The sequence below is a fragment of the Methylobacterium dankookense genome, assembly GCF_902141855.1.
GTDB classification, from domain to species: Bacteria; Pseudomonadota; Alphaproteobacteria; order Rhizobiales; family Beijerinckiaceae; genus Methylobacterium; species Methylobacterium dankookense.
Genome location: NZ_CABFVH010000069.1, coordinates 1 through 21,042 on the forward strand (window position 1 = coordinate 1; position 21,042 = coordinate 21,042).

The 21,042-nt window shown below is 68.8% G+C and carries 22 protein-coding genes and 3 pseudogenes; 17 read left to right on the forward strand and 8 right to left on the reverse strand.

The annotated features are described in order from the left end of the window. The 4 genes and pseudogenes from MTDSW087_RS27555 to MTDSW087_RS27570 all read left to right on the forward strand — a co-directional run. Positions 1 to 87: pseudogene (locus tag MTDSW087_RS27555) on the forward strand (IS5-like element ISMex42 family transposase); the annotation flags it as partial. Between the two features lie 77 nt (positions 88 to 164). After that, a complete protein-coding gene (locus MTDSW087_RS27560; RefSeq protein WP_144768640.1) occupies positions 165 to 1,571 on the forward strand; it encodes an MFS transporter in 1,407 nt (468 codons plus the stop codon). Continuing rightward, positions 1,568 to 2,509 (forward strand): DMT family transporter, encoded by a 942-nt coding sequence (locus MTDSW087_RS27565; protein ID WP_144768642.1) that lies wholly within the window; start codon positions 1,568 to 1,570, stop codon positions 2,507 to 2,509. Before MTDSW087_RS27560 ends, MTDSW087_RS27565 begins: the two co-directional genes overlap by 4 nt. Before the next feature lie 8 nt (positions 2,510 to 2,517). Further along, entirely contained in the window at positions 2,518 to 2,934 is a 417-nt protein-coding gene (locus tag MTDSW087_RS27570) for a DUF983 domain-containing protein (RefSeq protein ID WP_144768644.1), read from the forward strand. Positions 2,935 to 3,022: 88 nt separating this feature from the next. Here the strand turns inward: MTDSW087_RS27570 and MTDSW087_RS27575 are convergent, their stop codons facing one another. Further along, positions 3,023 to 3,736 (reverse strand): pirin family protein, encoded by a 714-nt coding sequence (locus MTDSW087_RS27575; RefSeq protein ID WP_306421688.1) that lies wholly within the window; start codon positions 3,734 to 3,736, stop codon positions 3,023 to 3,025. Positions 3,737 to 3,876: 140 nt separating this feature from the next. On the opposite strand from MTDSW087_RS27575, the gene MTDSW087_RS27580 reads away from it, so the two are divergent. The 8 genes from MTDSW087_RS27580 (at position 3,877) to MTDSW087_RS27615 (ending at position 11,537) form a co-directional block, all read left to right on the forward strand. Further along, positions 3,877 to 4,743 (forward strand): LysR family transcriptional regulator, encoded by an 867-nt coding sequence (locus MTDSW087_RS27580; protein WP_144768648.1) that lies wholly within the window; start codon positions 3,877 to 3,879, stop codon positions 4,741 to 4,743. A gap of 135 nt (positions 4,744 to 4,878) precedes the next feature. Beyond that, positions 4,879 to 5,502: an isochorismatase family protein gene (locus MTDSW087_RS27585; RefSeq protein ID WP_144768650.1), complete on the forward strand. Its 624-nt coding sequence runs from the start codon at positions 4,879 to 4,881 to the stop codon at positions 5,500 to 5,502. Between the two features lie 178 nt (positions 5,503 to 5,680). Next, a complete protein-coding gene (locus tag MTDSW087_RS27590; RefSeq protein WP_144768652.1) occupies positions 5,681 to 6,298 on the forward strand; it encodes a glutathione S-transferase family protein in 618 nt (205 codons plus the stop codon). 58 nt (positions 6,299 to 6,356) lie between these two features. Further along, complete coding sequence (locus MTDSW087_RS27595) at positions 6,357 to 8,420, forward strand: 2Fe-2S iron-sulfur cluster-binding protein (protein ID WP_144768654.1); 2,064 nt, start codon at positions 6,357 to 6,359, stop codon at positions 8,418 to 8,420. 87 nt (positions 8,421 to 8,507) lie between these two features. Further along, positions 8,508 to 8,972 (forward strand): nuclear transport factor 2 family protein, encoded by a 465-nt coding sequence (locus tag MTDSW087_RS27600; RefSeq protein ID WP_144768656.1) that lies wholly within the window; start codon positions 8,508 to 8,510, stop codon positions 8,970 to 8,972. Between the two features lie 29 nt (positions 8,973 to 9,001). Further along, positions 9,002 to 9,364, forward strand: a complete 363-nt coding sequence (locus tag MTDSW087_RS27605; RefSeq protein ID WP_186384022.1) for a hypothetical protein — start codon at positions 9,002 to 9,004, stop codon at positions 9,362 to 9,364. Between the two features lie 118 nt (positions 9,365 to 9,482). After that, a complete protein-coding gene (locus MTDSW087_RS27610) occupies positions 9,483 to 10,373 on the forward strand; it encodes a LysR family transcriptional regulator (RefSeq protein ID WP_144768658.1) in 891 nt (296 codons plus the stop codon). A 198-nt stretch (positions 10,374 to 10,571) separates the two neighbouring features. Beyond that, a complete protein-coding gene (locus MTDSW087_RS27615) occupies positions 10,572 to 11,537 on the forward strand; it encodes an alpha/beta fold hydrolase (protein WP_144768660.1) in 966 nt (321 codons plus the stop codon). A gap of 127 nt (positions 11,538 to 11,664) precedes the next feature. Here the strand turns inward: MTDSW087_RS27615 and MTDSW087_RS27620 are convergent, their stop codons facing one another. Next, the gene (locus MTDSW087_RS27620) at positions 11,665 to 12,495 is read right to left on the reverse strand and encodes an oxidoreductase (RefSeq protein ID WP_144768662.1); all 831 of its coding nucleotides are present in this window, start codon (positions 12,493 to 12,495) and stop codon (positions 11,665 to 11,667) included. Positions 12,496 to 12,688: 193 nt separating this feature from the next. Between MTDSW087_RS27620 and tehA the strand changes: the two genes are divergently transcribed. Beyond that, entirely contained in the window at positions 12,689 to 13,711 is a 1,023-nt protein-coding gene (gene tehA / locus MTDSW087_RS27625) for a dicarboxylate transporter/tellurite-resistance protein TehA (RefSeq protein ID WP_144768664.1), read from the forward strand. 92 nt (positions 13,712 to 13,803) lie between these two features. Here tehA and MTDSW087_RS27630 read toward each other — a convergent pair whose 3' ends face one another. Then, the gene (locus MTDSW087_RS27630) at positions 13,804 to 14,439 is read right to left on the reverse strand and encodes a glutathione S-transferase family protein (RefSeq protein WP_144768682.1); all 636 of its coding nucleotides are present in this window, start codon (positions 14,437 to 14,439) and stop codon (positions 13,804 to 13,806) included. Positions 14,440 to 14,568: 129 nt separating this feature from the next. On the opposite strand from MTDSW087_RS27630, the gene MTDSW087_RS27635 reads away from it, so the two are divergent. Both MTDSW087_RS27635 and MTDSW087_RS27640 read left to right on the forward strand, forming a co-directional pair. Beyond that, the gene (locus MTDSW087_RS27635; protein ID WP_144768666.1) at positions 14,569 to 15,033 is read left to right on the forward strand and encodes an Rrf2 family transcriptional regulator; all 465 of its coding nucleotides are present in this window, start codon (positions 14,569 to 14,571) and stop codon (positions 15,031 to 15,033) included. Continuing rightward, positions 15,023 to 15,727, forward strand: a complete 705-nt coding sequence (locus MTDSW087_RS27640) for a class I SAM-dependent methyltransferase (RefSeq protein ID WP_144768668.1) — start codon at positions 15,023 to 15,025, stop codon at positions 15,725 to 15,727. Before MTDSW087_RS27635 ends, MTDSW087_RS27640 begins: the two co-directional genes overlap by 11 nt. Before the next feature lie 15 nt (positions 15,728 to 15,742). Here MTDSW087_RS27640 and MTDSW087_RS27645 read toward each other — a convergent pair. Continuing rightward, a pseudogene (locus MTDSW087_RS27645) lies at positions 15,743 to 16,009 on the reverse strand (YidB family protein); the annotation flags it as partial. A 63-nt stretch (positions 16,010 to 16,072) separates the two neighbouring features. Between MTDSW087_RS27645 and MTDSW087_RS27650 the strand changes: the two are divergent. After that, positions 16,073 to 16,453, forward strand: a pseudogene (locus tag MTDSW087_RS27650) (LysR substrate-binding domain-containing protein); the annotation flags it as partial. 414 nt (positions 16,454 to 16,867) lie between these two features. After that, entirely contained in the window at positions 16,868 to 17,824 is a 957-nt protein-coding gene (locus MTDSW087_RS27655) for an alpha/beta fold hydrolase (RefSeq protein ID WP_144768672.1), read from the forward strand. A 374-nt stretch (positions 17,825 to 18,198) separates the two neighbouring features. Here the strand turns inward: MTDSW087_RS27655 and MTDSW087_RS27660 are convergent, their stop codons facing one another. The 4 genes from MTDSW087_RS27660 to MTDSW087_RS27675 all read right to left on the reverse strand — a co-directional run bounded on the left by MTDSW087_RS27660 (position 18,199) and on the right by MTDSW087_RS27675 (position 20,853). Continuing rightward, positions 18,199 to 18,858 carry a DUF1345 domain-containing protein gene (locus MTDSW087_RS27660; RefSeq protein WP_144768674.1) on the reverse strand — a complete coding sequence of 220 codons (660 nt, stop codon included), beginning with the start codon at positions 18,856 to 18,858 and terminating at the stop codon, positions 18,199 to 18,201. 2 nt (positions 18,859 to 18,860) lie between these two features. Next, a complete protein-coding gene (locus MTDSW087_RS27665; protein WP_144768676.1) occupies positions 18,861 to 19,805 on the reverse strand; it encodes an oligogalacturonate-specific porin KdgM family protein in 945 nt (314 codons plus the stop codon). Between the two features lie 219 nt (positions 19,806 to 20,024). Further along, positions 20,025 to 20,486: a MarR family winged helix-turn-helix transcriptional regulator gene (locus MTDSW087_RS27670; RefSeq protein ID WP_238179256.1), complete on the reverse strand. Its 462-nt coding sequence runs from the start codon at positions 20,484 to 20,486 to the stop codon at positions 20,025 to 20,027. A gap of 121 nt (positions 20,487 to 20,607) precedes the next feature. Then, on the reverse strand, positions 20,608 to 20,853 hold the full coding sequence (locus tag MTDSW087_RS27675; RefSeq protein WP_144768680.1) for a hypothetical protein: 246 nt from the start codon (positions 20,851 to 20,853) through the stop codon (positions 20,608 to 20,610). Positions 20,854 to 21,042: the final 189 nt, after the last annotated feature.

The window sequence follows — 21,042 nt, forward strand, 5'->3', positions numbered from 1 at the left end:
CGCGCCGTCGCCACCCGCTACGAGAAGACCGCCGTCAGCTTCACCAGCGTCCTCTGCCTCGCGGCCACGCTCGATTGGATCAAGTGACGACAGGCCCTAATACAAGCAGCAATCGCCGGCAATGACAACTAACGGAAGGATGGGCGATAGGGGCTGGCATCGCCATGAGCACCTATCGCGCCACCCCGACCCTGATCGCCGCCTCGGTCGGCTGCGCCTTCACGGTGCTCGACGCGAACGTCGTCGGGATCGCGCTGCCGCTGATCGGGCGCGACCTCGCCGTACGGCCCGCCGACCTCCAATGGGTGGTCGCCGGCTACGCCCTGCCGTTCGCCGCCCTGCTCCTCCCTGCGGGGTCCGTGGCGGACCGGTACGGGCGCAAGCGCACGTTCCTCGTCGGCATCGCGCTGTTCGGTCTGGCCTCGGTGCTGTGCGGCTCGGCCGGTTCCGCCGCCGCGCTGACCGCCGCCCGCGCCCTCCAGGGCGTCGGCGCCGCCCTCCTCCTCTCGCCGGCCCTGGCCATCATCGGGCACGTCTTCCACGACGAGGCCGCGCGGGGCCGGGCATGGGCCACCTGGGGCGGCATCATGGGCTTGACGATGGCGGTCTCGCCGATCCTGGGCGGCTTGGTCGCCGGCGCCTTCGGCTGGCGTTGGGCCTTCCTCGTCAACGTGCCGCTCTGCGTCGCGCTCGCCGCCGCCGTCGCGGCCCTAATCGAGGAGACGCGGGGCGCGACGGCGACGCGGCTCGACCTGCCCGGCATCGGCCTGTTCGCGCTGGCGATGTTCGGGATCACCTGGGGACTCGTCGCCGGTCAGGGGGCGGGCTGGACATCCACATCGGCGCTCGCCGGCTTCGGCGGCGGCACCCTCTGCGTCGCGTCGTTCCTCCGGGTCGAGCGCGGCCGCGCCTCGCCGATGCTCGACCTCGCCCTGTTCCGCTCGCGGTCGATGGTCGGCGCTGTCGTCGCGATGTTCGCCTACGCCGCATGCGCGCAGGTGATGGCCGCCCTCCTGCCGCAACTCCTCCAGAACGGCCTGGGCCTTTCGCCGCTCGGGGCCGGCTTCGGGATGCTGCCCTTCGCGTTGGCCATGCTGGCCTTCCCGTATGTCGGCCGGCGCCTTCCGGCCTGTGGGTCGGGCCCGGTGCTGACCTCCGGCCTCGCCGTCGTGGCCGTCGGCTGCGCGGCGACCGGCCTTGCGGCTCACCTCGGCTCGCCCGCATGGATCGCGGCGGGCATGTTCGTGCTCGGCGCCGGCGGCGGCCTGCTCAACGGCGAGACGCAGAAGGCCATCATGGGCGCGGTACCGCGCGAGCGGGCCGGCATGGCCTCCGGCCTCGGCACGACAGCGCGGTTCTCGGGCATCCTGCTCGGCTACGCCTTCCTCACCTCCGTCCTGGCGGCCTCGGTCAGGAACGACACGGCGGGCGCGTACGCGGACGGCTTCGCCGCCCTCCTCGCCGCCGCCTCGGTCGTGGTGGCCTGCGCCGCTCTCTCGGTCCATCGCCTCGTCCGGAGGCCCGACGGCCTGCCGGCGCCTCTGGCCATCGTCACGGAGGGGTGCCGATGACCCCCGACGAACCACTCCGCGCCCTGAAGGGTACCGCTTGGGCGATCTTCGCGATCTCGATATGGGCGGGTTGGATGGTCGTCACGCGGCTCGACCTCGGGCGCTCGGCGCTCACCGTCCACGACATCACCGCCATCCGGTTCGCGACCGCTGCCGTGCTGCTCCTGCCCGTGCTCCTCCGCCACGGGGCCTTCGCCCGCTCGGTCGGCTTCGGGGATACGGCGCTGATGGTGGCGGGGGCCGGCGCCCCCTATGCGCTCGTGGCCGCCGCCGGCTTGCTCTACGCCCCGGCGGCCCAGGCCGGCGCGCTGATCCCGGGCGTGATGCCCCTCTTCGCCGCGGCGCTTTCCGTATTGATCCTCGGCGAGACCGTGTCGCGCGACCGCCTCGCGGGCCTCGCGTTGGTCCCGGTCGGCATCCTGCTCCTGCTCGGGACGGGCGTCCTCCATCCGCAAGGCGAGCGCTGGATCGGCCAGTTGCTGTTCCTAACGGCGGCGCTGATGTGGGCGACCTATACGGTGACGCTGCGGCGCTCGGGCCTGAAGCCGCTGCACGGGGCGGCGGTGGTCGCGTTCTGGTCAGCCTGCCTCTACCTGCCGGTCTACCTGCTTGCGCCGGTCGCGCGCGGCATCGCGAACGCGAGTTGGGGCAGCATCGCCTCGCAGATCGTCTTCCAGGGCGTGCTGACCAGCGTCGTCTCGCTCGTCGCCTTCAACCGCGCGGTCACGCTGCTCGGGGCTTCGCGCGCCGCCGTGTTCGCCTCCCTGGTCCCTGCCATGGCGGCCGTGCTGGCCGTGTCGGTCCTGGGCGAGATCCCGACCGGGTCGGACATCGCCGGCATCGCGCTCGTGTCGTTCGGGGTCCTGCTCGGCTCCGGAGCCGTCTCCGGGCTTCGGCGCGCCCGGGCGGCGAGGTCGGCGGCCCAGCCCAACGCATAGGAGGACCCATGTCCCGGTACGGAGATCAGTCCATCGTGACCACCGGCCTGCGTTGCCGGTGCCCGCGCTGCGGCGAGGGCAAGCTGTTCGCCGGCTTCCTGGCGCTCAGGCCTCGGTGCGAGGCCTGCGGCCTCGACTACGGCTTCGCCGACCCGGCGGACGGCCCGGCCTTCTTCGTCATGATGACGACCGCATTCCCAGCCACCGCCTTCGCGGTCTGGATCGAGCTCGCCTACGAGCCGGCGCTTTGGGCCCACCTCGTGACCTCGCTGCCCTTCCTGCTCCTGTGCTGCGTGCCCCCGATCCGACCGCTCAAGGGGCTGCTCATCGCGAGCCAGTTCGTCCACAAGGCGGAGGAAGGCCGCATCGCCGGGAAGGCTGGCGCGGCTTCGTCCCCGCCTCTTGAGCCGGAAGTGGCCGCCTAGTAGGGAATCGGGAAGCCACGCTGGGCAGGCGTGCGGCTCCGGCCATCTCCAAACGCAAGCGTTGAGCCCCGGATGTCCGAGGCCGGCCTCATCGCGCGAGCGCGTTCCCGCTGAACATGCCGCCGCGGAAGACCGGCGCGCCCGGGTCGGTCGCGAGGAGTACCAGATCGGCGTCGGATCGCGCCTCCACGCCGCCACCGTCCCCCTTCAGGTACGCCGCCTCGCCCGCCCGCAGAGCGATGCCGCCGACCTCGACCGCGCCGCCAAAGACGTAGAGCAGGCGGACCGCTTCGGGCGCCGGGGGCGGAGGCAAGGGCAACGCGGACCCGACCGGGATGTGCGCGTCGGAGACCCATGCCTGGGCGCGGACCTGCAGCGACGCGCCTTCGGGCGCCGCGATGAGCCGCCACACGCCGTGGCTGACGGCTTGCCCGAACTCGTGGAACCGCACCTGGGGGTCGAGGTCCGCCGCGCGCGGCCGCAGGAAGATCTGCAGGGCCTCGACCGGGTCGGGGTCGAGCATCCGTTCCTCATGCTGGAAGGTGTGGCCGGCGCCCATCATCATGAGGCGCGTCGCCGTGATCTCCTGCACGTTGCCGACCGTGTCCCGGTGGAGCATCCGCCCGGCCCTTACGTAAGTCAGGATCTCGTCGTCTCGGTGTGGGTGCATCCCGATGACGTGCCCGGGCGCCACGGTGGCGCGGTCGATCCGCCCGATGGCGCCCAAGCCGCTGTCCCCGCCTCCGAGGCTCAGCCCGGGACGGATGATCTCGACGGCGAAGCCGCGGGCCGGGTTGCCCATGCGGTCGCCGCGCCTGAGCTTAATCACGTTCATGGTCCGGACCTTTCTTGGCGGGCGTTTCCGCCAGGGAACGTAGCGTCGTCCTGATGGGGACGGTATCGTCCGAACCGGGCAAGCTCCGTCCCGGGAAGCGGAACGCTATGGATGTCGACGACTTGCGGACCTTCGTGGAGGTGGCCGACGCCGGAGGGGTGTCCGCAGCCTCCCGCCGGCTCAACCTAGCCAAGTCGATAGTCAGCCGGCGGCTGCTGCGGCTGGAGGCCGAGACCGGTACCCAGCTCCTCGCCCGCACCACGCGGGGCGCGGCCCTGACCGAGGCGGGCACGACGTTCCGGGAGCATGCGGCACGGATCTGCGCGGAGGTGGACGCGGCCCTGGAAGCCATCTCGCCGGGCAGCGAGCTCCGCGGCCTCCTGCGGGTCGCCGTGCCCACCACGTTCGGCCCGACGCATTTCGCGCCGGCCATCGCCGAGATGACCCGCCGCCACCCGCAGTTGCGGATCAACTGCCGCTATAGCGACCGCTACGTCGACCTCGTCACCGAGGGCTTCGATTGCGGCATCCGGGTCGGCTACCTGCCGGACTCGAACCTCGTCGCGCGCCGCATCGGGTCCTTCTCCGTTCGGTTGTTCGCGAGCCCCGACTACGTCGCCGCGCATGGCGCACCCGAGACGCCCGAGGACGTGCCGGGGCACCCCGCGGTGATGATCGCCACCGAGACCTGGACGTTCAGCGCTGGGGGCAAGTCGTTCCCGGTTCGGCCGACGGGCCGCTTCAAGGCCGACAGCGCGGTCGCCATCGCGGAGGCCACGGCAGCGGGCGCGGGCATCGCCGCGCTCCCGGACGTCATCGCCGAGCCGTACGTCGCGGCCGGTACGCTGGTGCCGGTCATGACGCGGTACACGCTGCCGTCGGTCGGTGCGTTCGTGGTGCGTCCGCCGGGCCAACACCCGTCACGCAAGGTGCAGGCCCTCATCGAGTTGCTGACCGAGCGCCTCGGCCGTTGAGACCGGGAGCGCGGCGTCCCGATTTCAGGGACGCAGCTTGCCGATCTTGGTGGCTAGTGGATCTGGTCTAGGAACGGCATCTTCGTTGGGTCGGAAGGTTCCAGATCGGAGCCGACCCCACCAGTGGAGAGCGCCATGTCCTACGAGAGATTGACCGCCGAGAACGCCGCCGTCCTGTTCGTCGACCACCAGACCGGGCTCGCCAACGGCGTGCAGACCCAGTCGCCCGCGGACTTCCTGAACAACGTCAAGGCGCTCGTGACCATCGCGCAGGTCTACGGCCTGCCGGCGGTGATCACGACCAGCGCTTCGGACGGCCCGAACGGACCGGTCATGCCGGTGGTGGCACAGGGCCTGCCGAACGCCGCCGTCGTGCACCGGCCCGGCGAGATCAACGCCTTCGACAATGCCGACTTCGCGGCTGCCGTGAAGGCGACCGGCCGCAGGAAGCTCCTGATCGCGGGCATCTCGACGGACGTCTGCGTGGCCTTCGCGGCTCTGTCGGCGAAGGAGGCGGGCTACGACGTCTACGCGGTCGTCGACGCCTCCGGCACCTGGAGCAAGCTCGTCGAGGACGCGGCCATCACCCGCATGGTCCAGGCCAGCATCGTGCCGATCAACTGGGTCGCGGTCGGGGCCGAGCTCCTCGCGCATTGGCAGTCCGCCACCGGCGAGGCGCATGCCAAGCTGATGGGCGACCATCTGCCCTTCGCCGGAAACAATTACGCCGGCTTCCTGGCCGCGAAGGCTCAGGCGTGACGGCTCCGAGAGGACAGGTCGCTCGCCGTCCGGTGACAGCCTGTCCTTTCGCGCCAGATTGTTCCGCCCACGACAACGATGAACTGACGAGAGCGAGCGTTCTCCCCACCTCCTGATCGCGTCACCTTGCCCATGCGGTTCGGGGCTTCTCCCGGCCAGGAAGTCAGGGAACGCGGTCATGAAGCTCTACCACCATCCCTTCTCGGGTCACGCGCACCGCGCTCGCCTGTTCCTCTCGCTGCTCGGCGTGCCCCACGAGGCCGTCGAGGTCGACCTGAAGGCGGGTGCGCACAAGCGTCCCGAGTTCCTCGCCCTCAACCCGCTCGGACAGGTGCCGGTGCTCGACGATGACGGAACGATCGTCTCGGACTCGAACGCCATCCTCGTCTACGTGGCCCGGAAGCTCGGGCGCACGGACTGGCTGCCGGAGGACGCAGAGGGCGAGGCCGCCGTGCAGCGCTGGCTGTCGGTCGCGGCCGGCGAGCTCGCCTACGGCCCGGCCGCCGCGCGCCTCGTCACCGTGTTCGGCGCCAAGTTCAACCCGGAGGAGGTGATCGGCCGGGCGCACACGCTGCTGGGCCGCCTGGAGGCGCATCTCGCCGGTCGCGACTGGCTGGTCGGCGAGCGCCCCACCATCGCGGACGTCGCGCTCTACAGCTACCTGGCGCGTGCGCCAGAGGGCAACGTCGACCTGTCCGGCTACGCCGACGTCAACGCGTACCTGCGCCGGATCGAGGCCCTGCCGGGCTTCGTCCCATTCGCCCAGACGCCGGCCGGCCTCTCGGCCGTCGCGTGACCGCGTGGGTCTGGGCGCACCACTGGGTGCGCCCGACCGGAACGGATGGGAGAGCACCATGAGCGACAGCCCGACGATGACGAAGCTCTCGACTTGGCACCGGGGCGAGACGGCCATCCAGCAGCAGGTCGGCGTGGCCGAGCGGATGGAGGAAGTTGGGCGCCGCGTGGTGCGGGACTTCATGCCCGACCAGCACCGCGCCTTCTACGAACAGATCCCGTTCATCGTGGCCGGCAGCGTCGACGGACGGGGCGACGCCTGGGCGACGCTGGTCGCCGGCGCTCCCGGGTTCATTGCCTCGCCGACGCCGACGACACTCGACATCGCGGTGCGGCCCGATCCGAGCGACCCGGCAAGCCGGGGCATGCGCGACGGCGAGGCCATCGGGCTCCTCGGTATCGAGCTGCACACCCGCCGCCGCAACCGCGTGAACGGCCTCATCCGCGTCGCGGCGGACGGCGTCCTGAACTTCGCCGTCGATCAGAGCTTCGGCAACTGCCCGCAGTACATCCAGCTGCGCGACGTCGCCTTCGTTCGCGACCCGAGCGAGCCTTTCGCGGGCACCATCGAGGAGAGCACCGCGCTCGACGCGGAAGCGCGCGCCACGATAGAGGCCGCCGACACCTTCTTCGTCGCCTCCTACGCCGAGCGCGACGGCCGACGCCAGGTCGACGTCTCGCACCGCGGCGGCAAGGCCGGCTTCGTCAGGGTGGCCGAGGACGGTACGCTCACGGTCCCCGACTTCGCCGGCAACCTCTTCTTCGCGACGCTCGGCAACATCCTCCTGAACGCCAAGGCCGGCCTCGTCTTCGCCGATTTCGAAACCGGCGACCTCCTGCAGATGACGGGTGACGCCGAGGTCATCCTGTCCTCGCCCGAGATCGCCGCCTTCCAGGGCGCCGAGCGGCTCTGGACGTTCCGGCCCCGCCGGGTCGTGCGGCGGCGGGGCGCGCTGCCCCTGCGCTGGGCCTTCCGGCAGGACGGCTGGTCGCCGAACTCCCTGATGACCGGCGACTGGCGCGAGGCCGCCGACCGGCTCCGAGCCGCTGACCTCGCGACGCAGTGGCGCCCGTTCACGGTCACGAAGGTCGTCGACGAAAGTCGCACGATCCGCTCTTTCCACCTCATGCCGGCGGACAGGTCCGGGCTGATCCCGCACCAGGCGGGGCAGCACCTGCCCATCCGCGTGGCGCTCCCCGGAGCGGACAGGCCCATGATCCGCACCTACACGCTCTCGGTCGCGCCCTCAGACGCGGTCTACCGCATCAGCGTCAAGCGCGACGGCACCGTGTCCGGACACCTTCACGAGACGCTGAGGGTCGGCGACGTGGTCGAGGCGCGGGCACCGGCCGGCGGCTTCACCATCGACGCCCGCGCCAAACGGCCCGCCGTGCTGCTCGCCGGAGGCATCGGCATCACCCCGCTCCTCGCGATGCTGCGCCACGTCGTCTACGAGGGCCTGCGCACCCGCGGCATCAGGCCGACCACCCTGGTCCAGGCGGCCCGCTCCAAGGAGGAGCGTCCGTTCGACCGGGAGGTGACGGAGCTCGCGGACGCGGCCCGGGGCGCTGTCAGGGTGGTGCGGGTGTTGAGCGCGCCCGGGGATGCCGTGGAGGGCGTCGACTACGATGTCGCGGGCCGGATCGACATGGCGCTGCTCGCCCACGTGCTGCCGTTCGGCGACTACGACTTCTACCTTTGCGGTCCGACCGCCTTCACGCAGGCGCTCTACGACGGCCTGCGCGGCCTGAACGTCGCCGACGACCGCATCCACGCGGAGACCTTCGGCCCCTCGTCGCTTGTCAGGAGCGTGCCGGCGGATGCCGAGGTGGCCAAGCTACCCCCCGCCTCGACCGAGCCGGTCCCGGTCGCCTTCCTGAACTCGGCGAAGGAGGCCCGCTGGACGCCGGGTTCGGGGTCGCTGCTGGACCTCGCCGAGGCGCGGGGCCTCAGCCCGGAGTTCGGCTGCCGGACCGGGACCTGCGGCACCTGCAGGACGAAGCTCCTCAAGGGCGCCGTCACCTACGCAAAGGCGCCCACCGCGCCCCACGCGGCCGACGAGGTGCTGATCTGCTCGGCCACCCCGGCCGCGGGGAGCGACCCCGTACACCTCGCCCTCTGACCGAAGGCGATGCCGAGGGTCACGTCCCGCCGGCCTGCCGACCTCCCTCCCGACAAGCGTCCACCCGCAAAACCCGAGGAGAAGCCGATGTCCCGTCCCCCGCTGCCGCCGTTCAACGAGGAGAGCGCCAGCGAGAAGGTCCGCCTCGCCGAGGACGGCTGGAACAGCCGCGACCCGGCCAAGGTCGCCCTGGCCTACACGACCGACACCCGCTGGCGGAACAGGGCCGAGTTCGTCATGAGCCGGGGGGAGGCCCAGGCCTTCCTGACGCGCAAGTGGAACCGCGAGCTCGACTACCGCCTGATCAAGGAGCTCTGGGCCTTCACCGGCAACCGCATCGCCGTGCGTTACGCCTACGAGTACCGCGACGACAGCGGCCAGTGGTTCCGGGCCTACGGCAACGAGAATTGGGAGTTCGCCGAGAATGGGCTGATGCGGGCGCGCCACGCCAGCATCAACGAACACCCGATCCGGGAGGAGGACCGCAAGTTCCGCTGGCCGCTGGGGCGCCGTCCTGACGACCATCCGGGTCTCAGCCACTTCGGCTTCTGAACCGACCCTCGAAGCTTGGGAATGCGGCCATGTCTTCCTTCACCCTGGACCGGCGCGTGCGCCTGTCCGTCGCGCTCGCCGTGACCGACGACGGCCGCGACCCGTCCGTTTCTCCAGGGTGGGAAGCGGAGGCCCGCGGGCTCGGGATGTGCGGCGCCGAGGTCGACGCCGCGCGTCGCGGCCGGAGCTTCGACGCGCGCACGTCGCGGGCGCTGGCCCTGGCTCTGGCGGCAGCCTCCCGGGACGGCGGGCGGCTTCACGAGGAGCGTGCGCGGGCGGTGTGGTCGGGCATCCCCGCCGAGGTCTGCCGCGAGATCGAGAGCCTCGCCGTAGATCTCGCTGGCGACGGAGCGGCGCCGGACCCCGAATCCACGGTCGCCCACGAAGGCTAGGCGGCCTGGCCCGTCATGCCGTTCACCATGCCGCGACCGCTTGGGGGCGCACCCGCTCGAACAGCTGTATTCGTCAAGGCCATGATGGCCGGGTCGCTGGAGACGGGAGAGCAGGGACATGGACCGCTGGCAGGCCATGCGGATCTTCGCGAAGGTCGCGGAGACGGCGAGCTTCGCGGAGACCGCGCGCCTGATGCACATGAGCCCGCCGGCCGTGACCCGCGCCGTCGCCGCGCTGGAAGAGACCATCGGCGCCCGGCTATTCGTGCGCACCACCCGCTCCGTGAAGCTCACGGAGGCCGGAGGCTGCTACTACGAGGATTGCCGGCGCATCCTTGCCGACATCGTCGAGGCCGAGGCCGCCGCCGCAGGTTCCTACGCGACGCCGTCCGGAACCCTCGCGGTGACAGCATCGGTCCTGTTCGGCCACATGCACGTGCTGCCCATCGTGACCGATTACCTCGACGCCTACCCGACCATGGCGGCACGGACGCTGTTCGTCGACCGGCAGGTGAACATCGTTGAGGAAGGCATCGACGTCGCCGTGCGCATCGGCCACCTCTCGGATTCCGGCTTCACGGCCGCGCGGGTCGGGTCGGTGCGCCGCGTCGTCTGCGGCTCGCCGGCCTACTTCGAGCGGCACGGCGTCCCGCAGACACCGCAGGACCTGAGGGAACACCGCGTCGCCATGTCCACGGGCGCCTGGGCCTCGACGGAGTGGCGGTTCGCGCAGGATCAGCGCGTGACGGTCCATCCCGCCTTGATGAGCAACACGAACGAGGCCGGCATCGCCGCGGCGCTCGCGGGCTGGGGCCTGACCCGGGTGCTGCACTACCAGATCGGCTCTGCCTTGCTGGAAGGCCGCTTGCAGGTCGTGCTCGCCGACTACGAGGAGGAGCCGCTGCCCATCCATGTGGTCTACCCCGAGGGGCGGCAGGCGCCGGCCAAGGTGAGGACATTCGTCGACCTGGCCGTGGCGCGGCTGCGGGCCAACCGCCTGCTCAACTGAGTGGGCGCAGGGTCGATGCGAGGCGTCGGTCCGGGTCGGTTCGACCTGGCCGAGGTCATCGGCACCAAGCGATCCTATCTATTCCGCAGGCGACAACAATGCCTTCCACACGACGCCGATTAACGCCTGCAAGCTGAACACCGATGATGTCTCCATGAGGCGGCGAGGTTCTCTACGCCCCCACGAAAGGAGACACCGATGAAACACCTTCTGCTTGCCCTGATGCTCACGACGGCTGGCACCGTCCTTCCCCCTTATGCCAAGGCGGAGCAAGCCGCGGTCGCCGCCCAGGCACCGGCGATGGTCCACTACCGTTCCGCGACGGTCGACGGCGTGAAGGTCTTCTATCGCGAGGCCGGCCCGGCCGACGGCCCGGTCGTGCTGCTCCTGCACGGATTCCCGACCTCCTCGCACATGTTCCGCAACCTGATCCCGACGCTCGCGGACCGCTACCGCGTCATCGCGCCCGACTACCCCGGCTTCGGCCAGAGCGACGCGCCCGACCACACCCAGTTCGCCTACACCTTCGGCCACTACGCCGACCTCGTGGACGGCCTGCTCGGCCAACTCGGCGCCAAGTCCTATGCGATGTACGTGATGGATTACGGCGCGCCGGTCGGCTACCGCCTGGCCCTCAAGCACCCCGAGAGGGTGACCGGCCTGATCGTCCAGAACGGCAACGCCTACGACGAGGGGCTGCGCGAATTCTGGAATCCGATCAAGGCCTACTGGGCCGACGGCTCGGCCAAGAGCCGCGAGGCACTGTCGGGTCTCGTGACCCTCCCCACGACGATCTTCCAGTACACGGACGGCGTGAGGGACGTCTCCAGGATCAGCCCGGACAACTGGGTCCACGACCAGTCCCTGCTGGACCGGCCCGGCAACAAGGATGTCCAGCTCGACCTGTTCTACGATTACCGGACGAATGTGCCGCTCTACCCACAATTCCAGGCGTTCTTCCGCGAGCGCAAGCCGCCGACGCTGATCGTCTGGGGCAAGAACGACAAGATCTTCCCCGAGGAAGGGGCGCACCCATACCTGCGGGACCTGCCAGACGCAGAGATGCACATCCTCGACACTGGCCACTTCGCGCTGGAGGACAAGCTGGACGAGATGGCGCCCCTCATCCGCGGCTTCCTCGACAAGCAGGTGGCGAAGCGCTGACCCTTCTGACGGGCCTGGCTGGTAGGCGCGACGCGGACCGCGCCCCTTTCATGGGGGTGCGGTCCTGTGCAATCCCGCCGCGTTTCGGTGACCGTGAGAGCGAGGCATCTGCGGGGGAGACCTAGCGTCAAGGTTGGAAGTCGGTCGAGAGGCTGATCTCGCGCCAGGCACGCAGCTCGGCCAGCCGCGCCTCGTCGCCAGCCTCGGCCCGCGCGTAGGCGTCGCTACCCAGCACCAGGCGCAGCGGCGGGGCCTTCGCCGAGACCACGGCCATCATCGCCCGGGCGGCGCGCTCTGGGTCGCCGGGCTGTTTTCCGTCGTAGGCCCGCTGCATGGCGGCGACCTGGCCGACGGTCTCGGCGTAAGCCGGGCTGCCCTCCGCGATGTGCGTCGACGATCCCGCGAAGTCCGTCCGGAAGCCGCCGGGCTCCACGATGGTGACGTGCACGCCGAACGGCTTCATCTCGATGGCGAGAACCTCGGAGAACCCCTCCACGCCGAACTTCGCGGCCGAGTACGGGCCGCGCCCGGTCGCGCCGGTTCGCCCCCCGATGGAGGAGACCTGCAGGAAGTGGCCGTGTCGCTGCGCCCGGAACAGCGGGATGGCCGCCTTGGTCACGTTGACGACCCCGAACAGGTTCGTCTCTACCTGCGCCCGGAACGAGGCGAGGTCGGTGTCCTCGATGGGCGCGACGTCGCCGTACCCGGCATTGTTGACGACCACGTCGATCCGACCGAACCGCTCCGCCGTGGCCTCGACCGCCCGGCGCGCGCCTGCCTCGTCAGTGACGTCGAGGGGCACCGCTAGCACGCGCTCGCCGCCGGCCTCGACGAGGTCCGCGAGCGCGGCAGGATCGCGCGCCGTCGCGCAGAGCCGCTCCCCCGCTGCGACGACGGCCCGGGCCAACGCCCAGCCGAGGCCCCGCGACGAGCCCGTGACGAACCAGGTCCTGTCCATCTCTACCACCGCTTGTTCATGCTTCGACTTCGCCGAAATCGGTGGCCGCAAGTCTGCCCTCAAGCATCGCGTCGCGAACCACTCCATTGCTGAGAGAGGAATAAAGGCGGGGGCCGCCGTCCATTATCATCTTGGTCGAGAAGTGGCGGGCGCAGCGCCCCTCGACGACATCCCGACTTCGCAGGAGGTGATCATGAACACACTATCTCTCGTCGGCGGCTCCCGCCTCCACCTCGCGCAGCGCCTCAGGGAGGTCGCCGCGAACACGCCGGCCGCCTACTTCGGCATCGTCCTCGGGCTGTCCGACCTCGGCGGCGCCTGGCGCGCGGCCGCGCTCGCCTGGCACCTGCCCATATTCGTCGCAGAGGCGGTCTACGCCGTCGCCGGCGCGGTCTGGGCCGTGCTGGTGGTCCTCTATGCCCTGAAGGCGGTCCTCGCCCCGGACAAGCTGGCCGCCGAGGCCGCCCACCCGATCCAGTGCTGCTTTATCGGTCTTGCCGGCGTGGCCACCATGCTCGTCGCGGGCGGGCTCGCGCCTCATGCGGCCGGCGCCGCGACCGTGCTGTTCGGCGTCGGCTTCCTGTTCACGCTCGGCTTCGCTGTTTGGCGGACCGGCGGCCTCTGGCAAGGCGGCCGGGACCACGGCACTACGACCGCGGTGCTGTACCTGCCGACCGTGGCCGGCAGCTTCGTCTCGGCCACGGTGGGCGCTGCCCTCGGTCTCGCCGATTGGGGTCAGCTCGCGTTCGGCGCCGGCCTGTTCTCCTGGCTCGCGATGGAATCGGTGCTGCTCCACCGCCTGCTGACCGGGACCGAGAAGCCCGCCGCCCTGCGGCCGACCCTGGGCATCCAGTTGGCTCCCGCGCCGGTCGGGGCCGTGGCCTACCTCTCGGTCGGCGGCGGGGCGCCGGATATCTTCGCGCATGCCCTGATCGGCTACGGCCTGCTCCAGGTTCTGGTTCTGGCCCGGCTCTCGCCCTGGATCGCCAAGGCCGGAGCCGTGCCCGGGCTCTGGGCCTTCAGCTTCGGCGCCACAGCAATGGCCACGGCCCCGGTCCGTCTGGTCGCGCACGGCGACGCCGGCGCAATCGCCGTCCTCGCCCCAGTGTTGTTCGTCGCCGCGAATGGTCTTGTACTCGGCCTCGCGGCCATGACCGTGATGCTCCTGGCGCGGGGCGGGATGTTCCCGGCGTCGGCCGGCCAAGCGCGAACGTGACTGCACCCGGCACGCCGACATCGAGCATCTGCGACCGGGCCTCCTGATACGGGAATGACCTGCCCGCCGTCCGGGCAGAGGCCCAACCGGCCTCAGGTCTTCGGAACCTCCATCCCACGCTTGACCGCCGGACGTTCGCCTGTCCGCTGCAGCCAGTCATGCACGTTCGGGACGTTGCCGAGCGTATCCTTAAGCGGCTCCTTCAGGAACGACGTTGCCGCCAGCGTCCAGGCGTAGCAGGCGATGTCGGCGACGGAGTAGTCCGTGCCCGCCAGGTAAGGCCCCTCGCCGAGGCGCCTGTCCATCACGCGCAGCAGCCGGTCGGCCTCGTCGGTGAACCGCTTGATGGCCAGCGGCGCCTTCTCGTCCGAGCGCACGGCGAAGAAGCCGAGCTGGCCCAGCATCGGGCCGAGGCCGCCGATCTGCCAGTGCAGCCATTCCAGGGCCTTGTAGCGAGCGGGCCCCGAGGGCGCGAGGAAGAGCCCGGTCTTCTCGGCGAGGTAGGTGAGGATCGCGCCGCTCTCGAACACGGAGAGTGGCCCACCCTCGGCTTCGTCGTCGACGATGGCCGGGATCTTATTGTTGGGAGAGACCTTCAGGAAGTCGGGGGCGAACTGCTCGTCCTTGCCGATGTTCACCGGCACGACCGTGTAGGGCAGGCCGCACTCCTCCAGCATGATCGGGATCTTGCGTCCGTTCGGGGTCGACCAGGTGTAGAGCGTGATCATCGCGGGCTCCTCGCCGTCGGGTCGGGGCACGCCGTCCCTCGGTCATGAATTAGGGCGGATAGCGGCAAGCCGCCCATCCCGTCCGGCGCCCGTTGACAGGGTCCCGTCTCATGAAACATCATTAGTTGCATGAGACGGGATGGCAGGTTGTCGGGCGTACTCCACGTCCTCCTCCACATGGCCGAGGTTGACGGGCCTGTGACGTCCGAGCGGCTGGCCATGATGATGGGGACCAACCCGGTCGTGGTGCGCCGGACCATGGCAGGCCTGCGCGACCTGGGGCTCGTCGCCTCCGGCAAGGGTCACGGCGGCGGCTGGACCATCGCCTGCGACCTCGACCGGGTGACCTTGCACGACGTCTACGTCGCCCTGGGCTCGCCGGAGGTGTTCGCGATGGGGCACCGGAGCGAGGAGCCGACCTGCCTCGTCGAGCAGGCGGTCAACGCCGCCCTCGCGGACGCCTTCCGGGAGGCCGAGACCCTGCTGCTCTCGCGGCTGGGCAGCGTCACGCTGGCCCGTCTCAGCGCAGATTTCCACGCGCGCTTGGCCAAGCGCGGACCGTGCGGGCAGGAGGCCCGATCCGATGACGCATAGCGCGCAGCCTGAACCGACCGACTTCGTGGCCGCCTTCTCGGACCCCGAGGCGGCCGCACGGTATGCCGACGGACCGCGCCGTTTCGTGCCGGGCTTCGAGGCCCTGCACAGGATGACCAGCATCCTGCTGGCCGAGCACGCACCGGCCGATGCAAGGGTCCTGGTGCTCGGGGCCGGAGGGGGACTGGAACTGCGGGCGCTGGCAGAGGCGCATCCCGGCTGGACGTTCGTCGGCGTCGACCCCGCTCGGGAGATGCTACGCCAAGCCGAGCGCACGCTCGGGCTGCTGATGGACCGGGTGACCCTCGTCGAGGGTTACATCGACGACGCGCCCGACGGCCCCTTCGACGCGGCGACCTGCCTTCTCACCCTCCACTTCCTCGACCTGGTGGCGCGCGAGGGCACCGTCCGGGCCATCCACCGGCGCCTGAAGCCGGGCGCCCCGTTCGTCTCGGCACATAGCAGCTTTCCGCAAGACGACGCCCGATCACGATGGATCGGGCGGTACGAGGCCTTCGCGGTCGCTTCGGGTGCCGACCGCGACCAGGCGGCGAAGGCGCGGAGCGCGGTGGATGCCCACCTGCATACCCTCGCGCCCGAGACGGATGCCGCCGTGCTGCGGGCGAGCGGCTTCCGGGACGTCGAGCTGTTCTTCGCCGCCTTCACGTGGCGCGGCTGGATAGGACGTGCCTAACCGGTGGGGGCTCGGCTAGGCCGGGATTCGACCGTCCGGCGTGTAGCGGTCGATGGCCTGCGGAAGCTCCCTGGACAGCCGGGAGAGAAGTTCCTCGCGGGACAGGCCGGTGCGCTGGGTCAGGGTCGCGAGGACGTCCGGCCCGATGGCTTGCTCAAGGTGCTGCGGCGGAAGCTCCTGGTTTGGCCCCTGGGCGACCCAGGACTGCGCGGCCGCCCCGTGGCCGGCCTGCTGAAAGCGCTCAAGCATTTCGCCGAGGCCGCTGTGCAGGAAGCCGCCGGGGGCTTGGTAGGGTCGGCGTGACCGAAACGGCCAGGGCCGCGAGCGTATAGACACCTTGAGCGCGTCGGTGCGCCGACGGAGCCGTCGCAGCTACGGGAAGCGCACGACTTGGTTGGCTACTTCTCCAAGCAGACCGGCGAGACGTGGCCGATGATCTTCCGGAAGGAAGGCCGGACGGTCGAGATCGCGCACGCGGACGTACTCGCCAATGACAGCACCGGCCACGTCAACATGTTGCTGAGCGGCCTCGGCGTGGGCCAGACCTATCTCTCAACCGTGCGAGCGCACCTCGACGCCGGGGCGCTGGTGCGTGTTCTCGACGACTGGACGGAAGAGACGGCGCCGGTCTCGATCCTGTACCCCCCGTCGAAGAAGCTGAACGCCTGCGTCCGGGTCTTGATTGACTGGCTCACGGAATACCTGATCGCCAACACCAGCCACTAGGCCGGGAGCACACGTCGGCACGGCCTTGAATGGCCCTGGAGGATAGGTCCGCCTGATAGTCGGTCACACCCTCAAGCGACTGGCGGCCTGACCTATTTCGCTGAACTGCTGCCGGTTTGGCCGCCAGCAAGCAGACCTTCCGAGGCCAGCAATGGGTGGTGAGCCGTCATTGGCTTGCCGCCCGAAAGCCGACGTTCGGCTGTGCGCTCCATCTCTGTCGCTCAGCCCGCTCTCGCGGCTTCTCCGAAGCAGACAATTCGCTGCCGAAGCGGCATGCGAGACACGCCGGCCTTAGCATGAGCGGGAACCTCATCAGGAACAATGGGTGACTAGGGTCCGTTGGCCTTGTTGCAGTGCAACGCGAATGGGTTCCTTCCCTGATCCCTGCGTGCTCCTAAGATCGGACCTCACGCTATGGCTCAGCGTCCCCTCTACTCGCGTCCCGTGGCCCTTGCTGGCTTGAGCGCCGCAGCTTTGGCCTTCGCAGCCTTCGCGGTGAGAGCCAGAGCCCGGCAAGCAGAGCAGGACAACCCGCCGACAGGGCGGCTGATCAACGTCGACGGCATCCAAGTCCACTACGCTGAGGTTGGCCAAGGCGAGCCCTTGGTGCTCCTGCACGGCAACGGCAGCATGCTGCAGGACTTTATGTCGAGTGACTTCGTCAAGGCAGCGGCAAAGCGCTACCGCGTCATCGCCTTCGACCGTCCAGGCTATGGGTACAGCGAACGGCCTCGCAGCACGATCTGGACGCCTCCGGCGCAGGCGCGCCTTCTCCGCTCAGCACTGCTCCAGATCGGCGTGTCGCGCGCCCTCGTGCTCGGTCATTCCTGGGGTGCCTCTGTCGCCATCACCCTGGCCCTGGACCATCCGCAGCTGGTGCGTGGATTGATCTTGGAGAGCGGCTACTACTACGGGTCGGTTCGTGCAGACGTGGTTCTCATGTCGGGCCCCGCCTTGCCGCTCGTCGGTGACATCATGCGCTATACGGTCTCGCCGCTGGTCGCACGTCTCCTCTGGCCGGCGATGATCCGGAAGCTGTTCAGCCCGGCTCCGGTGGCAGCGACGTTTGGCGATGTCCCCTCTGAGATGGCGATCCGCCCCTCGCAGCTGCGGGCAAGCGCCGCCGAGTCTGCCTTGATGATCCCGGATGCTCTAGCGATGCAGAGCCGCTACCAGGAGCTCTCGATGCCTGTCGCCATCGTCGCGGGGACCGGGGACAAGATGGTGGATCTCGACAATCAGGCTTTGCGGCTGCATCGCGCACTCTCGGGCAGCAGCTTGCATGTCGTGGAGGGCTGCGGCCACATGGTGCATCACACAGCTCCGAACGTCGTGATGGCAGCCGTGGACACAGCCGCCCAGGCACCTTGAAGCGCCGACGCGGGTCGAACCGGGAAACTCTGACTGGGCTGCCGTTCAGATCTTTCTTCACCGCCGCACAGCCCGTTTGACAGGCTGCCGTGCTACTAGGTGTGGTCGCCATTGCAGGTACGCTTTTGTCCTCCGGACAAGAATCCGTGCCGGCAGTGTGGAAGCTCGTCAGAGGTGCGCCTTAAGGCCTTCACCTCGGTCGCCCCGAACATTGGCTTACCCATGTCCAGCCCCCGAAGCAGACCAGCGGCTTTCGGCCACCATCGGCCGCTCATGCCGCTTATCAGAATGCCCGTAAGCGGACCTTGCGAAGGCCTGCTTTGAGTCAGGAGATCGCCTTGGCTGTCCACCTCTAATATGCGGCAGGCCATGCATCAATGTTGGGCAAATCCAGCTGCCATGTTGACCGCCAGGGCGAGTAGGCTGGTGTTGAAAAAGTACGCATAGATTGTCTGCACAGTTGCAATCCTGCGCATGTGCTTCGCAGTGATGTCCGTGTCAGAGGTCTGCGATGTGGCTCCGATCGTCACTGAGAAGTAGAAAAAATCCCAGAAATCAGGACTCCCGTCACCATTGAAGTCCAGGCCACCACGGGACTTGCCATCCTCCTCACCGTAGTAGACGTGCGCATAGTGGGTGGTGAAGACCACCTGCACGAAGGTCCACGCGCACATGAGTGTCAGGACAGCCAAAGCGACATGCGGAATGCGGTAGGCATCCTGCTCCTGCCCGCCGAACAGGAGCATCGCCACCGCACCGCAACTCGCTGCCGCAGCGAGGACCGCGAATATGGAGATCGTGAAGGCGCTGTCGTCGAGTCGGGAGGCTTGGCGGCGCAGCGTCTCTCCGGATCCTTGCGTCGCCTGTAAGATGATCAAGGTGACGTAGGCGGCGACGCCAACACACCAGCCGACCAAGAGCCGCGTCCATATGCTGGACACCGGAAGGAGTAGGGCGAGAACGACAGCCAACGCAGCACAGATGAGAAGCCGCGGCCGGAGCCAGAACGCTTGGGCGGTGCTGGGGAGGCGCATGCCTAGAACTCGACGCCGAAGCGAACCCGGAAGGCGTGCCGCGCGAACTGGTTCAAGTTGAAGGCCCGGTCCGTGAAGTCCGGGTCGCGGTCGTGCCCGAACACCTGCGTCGAGTATGCCAGGGTCAGGAAGCCCTTCTCCATGACCTGGTAGTGCAGCACCGGCCCGATGAACACCGCGTGGCCGAGGAAGCGGTTCAGGTAGGTGCCGTCGTAGGCGCGCAGGTATCGGGCCTCAGGCCCCACGAAGAGACTGTCCGCAACCTTCGTCATCAAAGTGCCTGAGACGGACAGGGTCGAGCTCCGGTCAACTTCTCCGCTGCCCTTCAGCCGTGCCACTTGCGGATCGTAGATGAGGTTGATGCCGGCCCAGAGCCTGTCCGGCACGAGCCGTGCGTCGGCGATCAGGCGGGTCTCGACGCTAAACACGTCGGCGCCCTGACCTTCGATCGGCGTGATGCGCGCGTATTGCGGTTCGACCTGCAGAGCGAGGCTGAACGGCCGCTCGTCCGTCCGCTTGAAGAACTGGTACTTCAGCTCCAGCGAGCCCCCGTTGAAGGTGCCGAAGCTCTTGTCGGGCACGCCCGCGATGTTGCGGCTGTCGCGCGCATCGAACAGCAGGCCCGGCTCGATGGTGAAGTTGTCCGTCGGATCGTACTGGTAGCTGATCAGCGGCTGCGTCGCACCGTAGCCTGAGCGTCCTGGCCCGTCCCGGCGCTTGCTGAAGCGGCTGATCGTGTCGACGAGCGCTTCCTGCTCGCCCTTCTTGCCGGTGTCCGTGCCCTCGGTGAAGCCGAACAGGTTCTCCGTGTCGACCTTGTCGGGCTCATCTTCTTTGCCGGACGCCTGCGCCGAGAGAGCTGAAGCTTGGAGTAGGATCAGCGCAGCTGCGGTCAGGGCAACCCGAACAACAGACATGCTAACGTATGTTGAGAAACGACTCGGCATCTGGACCTCGGCCTGGGTACTCGCATAGCCGCTATCAACTCACCCGGATGCGCTCGCAAAAACACACTTTCACGAAAACGAAGTGGCGTCGGGAATATCGAGCCGTGCACGCCGTGCCCGAGACGGTCGTCGAGCATCTCTTGGGCTGCGAGTGCGGCAACACGCTCTGAGAACGAGCTTGAGTTCGCATGCCGTGCGGTACAGCCCGCTACCGCTGGCCTACTTGGCCGCGTTCAGGTGCGGAGCTGCCCTGAGTTGCTCGGTCGCGTTCATGAGCTGCTCCCGGAGCTTCAGCACCGGCTCGACTTGGCCGCCTAAAGCGCAGAGCATTGCCTTGCGAACGGTGCGGCTGAGAGGGCGCAGCTCCTCGCCACGGTCGGTCAATTTGACCAGGAGGTGGCGCTCGTCCTCCCTCGATCGCTGACGGTGCACGAGACCGGCTGCTTCCATACGCTTGACCAGCGGGGTCAGAGTGCCGGAGTCGAGGTGCAGTCGCACGCCCAGCTCGTTCAAGTTGCAGGACCCCTTCTCCCAGAGAACGAGCAGAACGAGGAATTGCGGGTAGGTCAGCCCGTGCGGCTGGAGGAGCGGCCGGTAAGCGGCATTGAACGCATGCGAGGCGGCATACACCGCAAAGCAGAGCTGCTCATCTAGCCCAGCGAAGCCAGAGTCTTTGTTCATGACCATCCTCACTCCACTACCCGAGTGGATCCAAGACATAGATGGGTTAGTGGGCAAAGATTTCTATCGGCGATTGTGACGCGCAAAATGACATACTGTGCAGCGCACCGGCTGCAGCCCATTACTTAGCCAGGAGCCCGAGATCACGAGCGAGCCGCTCGGCCTTCTGTAGGCTGACGATCACTTCGGGCAGGCGCGTCAGCGGCAGCCGCATAATGCGCGGCGTCTCGGCAATCTGCCTGCCACCTTCGGTTCGCAGGCAACCCGCCGACGCAGCATCACCGATATCCGAAGCCTTCGATGCACACGCATGAGGCCGATAGGCGCGATCTTCCGATGGGTTCGCAGGTTGCCGGTCCGCGCCCACCGGTCCGCTTCGTCCTTCCGAGCCAACATACGAACCCACTCTGCGGAAGATCCGGAAGGGGTCAGGAATTCACGCCGCGCTTATTTAGCTTGTCCGTCGTCAGATGATTTGAGACGGTTTGCGGTGCTCAGGAACGGAGGCTCTGGTCCACCTTGGTTGAGAGGTTAGGCAGCCTGCGCGTGGTGGCGC

Coding starts and splice junctions, on each gene's coding strand:
- MTDSW087_RS27560 (WP_144768640.1), top strand. CDS start 165: ATGAGCACCTATCGCGCCACCCCGACCCTGATCGCCGCCTCGGTCGGC.
- MTDSW087_RS27565 (WP_144768642.1), top strand. CDS start 1,568: ATGACCCCCGACGAACCACTCCGCGCCCTGAAGGGTACCGCTTGGGCG.
- MTDSW087_RS27570 (WP_144768644.1), top strand. CDS start 2,518: ATGTCCCGGTACGGAGATCAGTCCATCGTGACCACCGGCCTGCGTTGC.
- MTDSW087_RS27575 (WP_306421688.1), bottom strand. CDS start 3,736: ATGGGCAACCCGGCCCGCGGCTTCGCCGTCGAGATCATCCGTCCCGGG.
- MTDSW087_RS27580 (WP_144768648.1), top strand. CDS start 3,877: ATGGATGTCGACGACTTGCGGACCTTCGTGGAGGTGGCCGACGCCGGA.
- MTDSW087_RS27585 (WP_144768650.1), top strand. CDS start 4,879: ATGTCCTACGAGAGATTGACCGCCGAGAACGCCGCCGTCCTGTTCGTC.
- MTDSW087_RS27590 (WP_144768652.1), top strand. CDS start 5,681: ATGAAGCTCTACCACCATCCCTTCTCGGGTCACGCGCACCGCGCTCGC.
- MTDSW087_RS27595 (WP_144768654.1), top strand. CDS start 6,357: ATGAGCGACAGCCCGACGATGACGAAGCTCTCGACTTGGCACCGGGGC.
- MTDSW087_RS27600 (WP_144768656.1), top strand. CDS start 8,508: ATGTCCCGTCCCCCGCTGCCGCCGTTCAACGAGGAGAGCGCCAGCGAG.
- MTDSW087_RS27605 (WP_186384022.1), top strand. CDS start 9,002: ATGTCTTCCTTCACCCTGGACCGGCGCGTGCGCCTGTCCGTCGCGCTC.
- MTDSW087_RS27610 (WP_144768658.1), top strand. CDS start 9,483: ATGGACCGCTGGCAGGCCATGCGGATCTTCGCGAAGGTCGCGGAGACG.
- MTDSW087_RS27615 (WP_144768660.1), top strand. CDS start 10,572: ATGAAACACCTTCTGCTTGCCCTGATGCTCACGACGGCTGGCACCGTC.
- MTDSW087_RS27620 (WP_144768662.1), bottom strand. CDS start 12,495: ATGGACAGGACCTGGTTCGTCACGGGCTCGTCGCGGGGCCTCGGCTGG.
- tehA (WP_144768664.1), top strand. CDS start 12,689: ATGAACACACTATCTCTCGTCGGCGGCTCCCGCCTCCACCTCGCGCAG.
- MTDSW087_RS27630 (WP_144768682.1), bottom strand. CDS start 14,439: ATGATCACGCTCTACACCTGGTCGACCCCGAACGGACGCAAGATCCCG.
- MTDSW087_RS27635 (WP_144768666.1), top strand. CDS start 14,569: ATGAGACGGGATGGCAGGTTGTCGGGCGTACTCCACGTCCTCCTCCAC.
- MTDSW087_RS27640 (WP_144768668.1), top strand. CDS start 15,023: ATGACGCATAGCGCGCAGCCTGAACCGACCGACTTCGTGGCCGCCTTC.
- MTDSW087_RS27655 (WP_144768672.1), top strand. CDS start 16,868: ATGGCTCAGCGTCCCCTCTACTCGCGTCCCGTGGCCCTTGCTGGCTTG.
- MTDSW087_RS27660 (WP_144768674.1), bottom strand. CDS start 18,858: ATGCGCCTCCCCAGCACCGCCCAAGCGTTCTGGCTCCGGCCGCGGCTT.
- MTDSW087_RS27665 (WP_144768676.1), bottom strand. CDS start 19,805: ATGCCGAGTCGTTTCTCAACATACGTTAGCATGTCTGTTGTTCGGGTT.
- MTDSW087_RS27670 (WP_238179256.1), bottom strand. CDS start 20,486: ATGAACAAAGACTCTGGCTTCGCTGGGCTAGATGAGCAGCTCTGCTTT.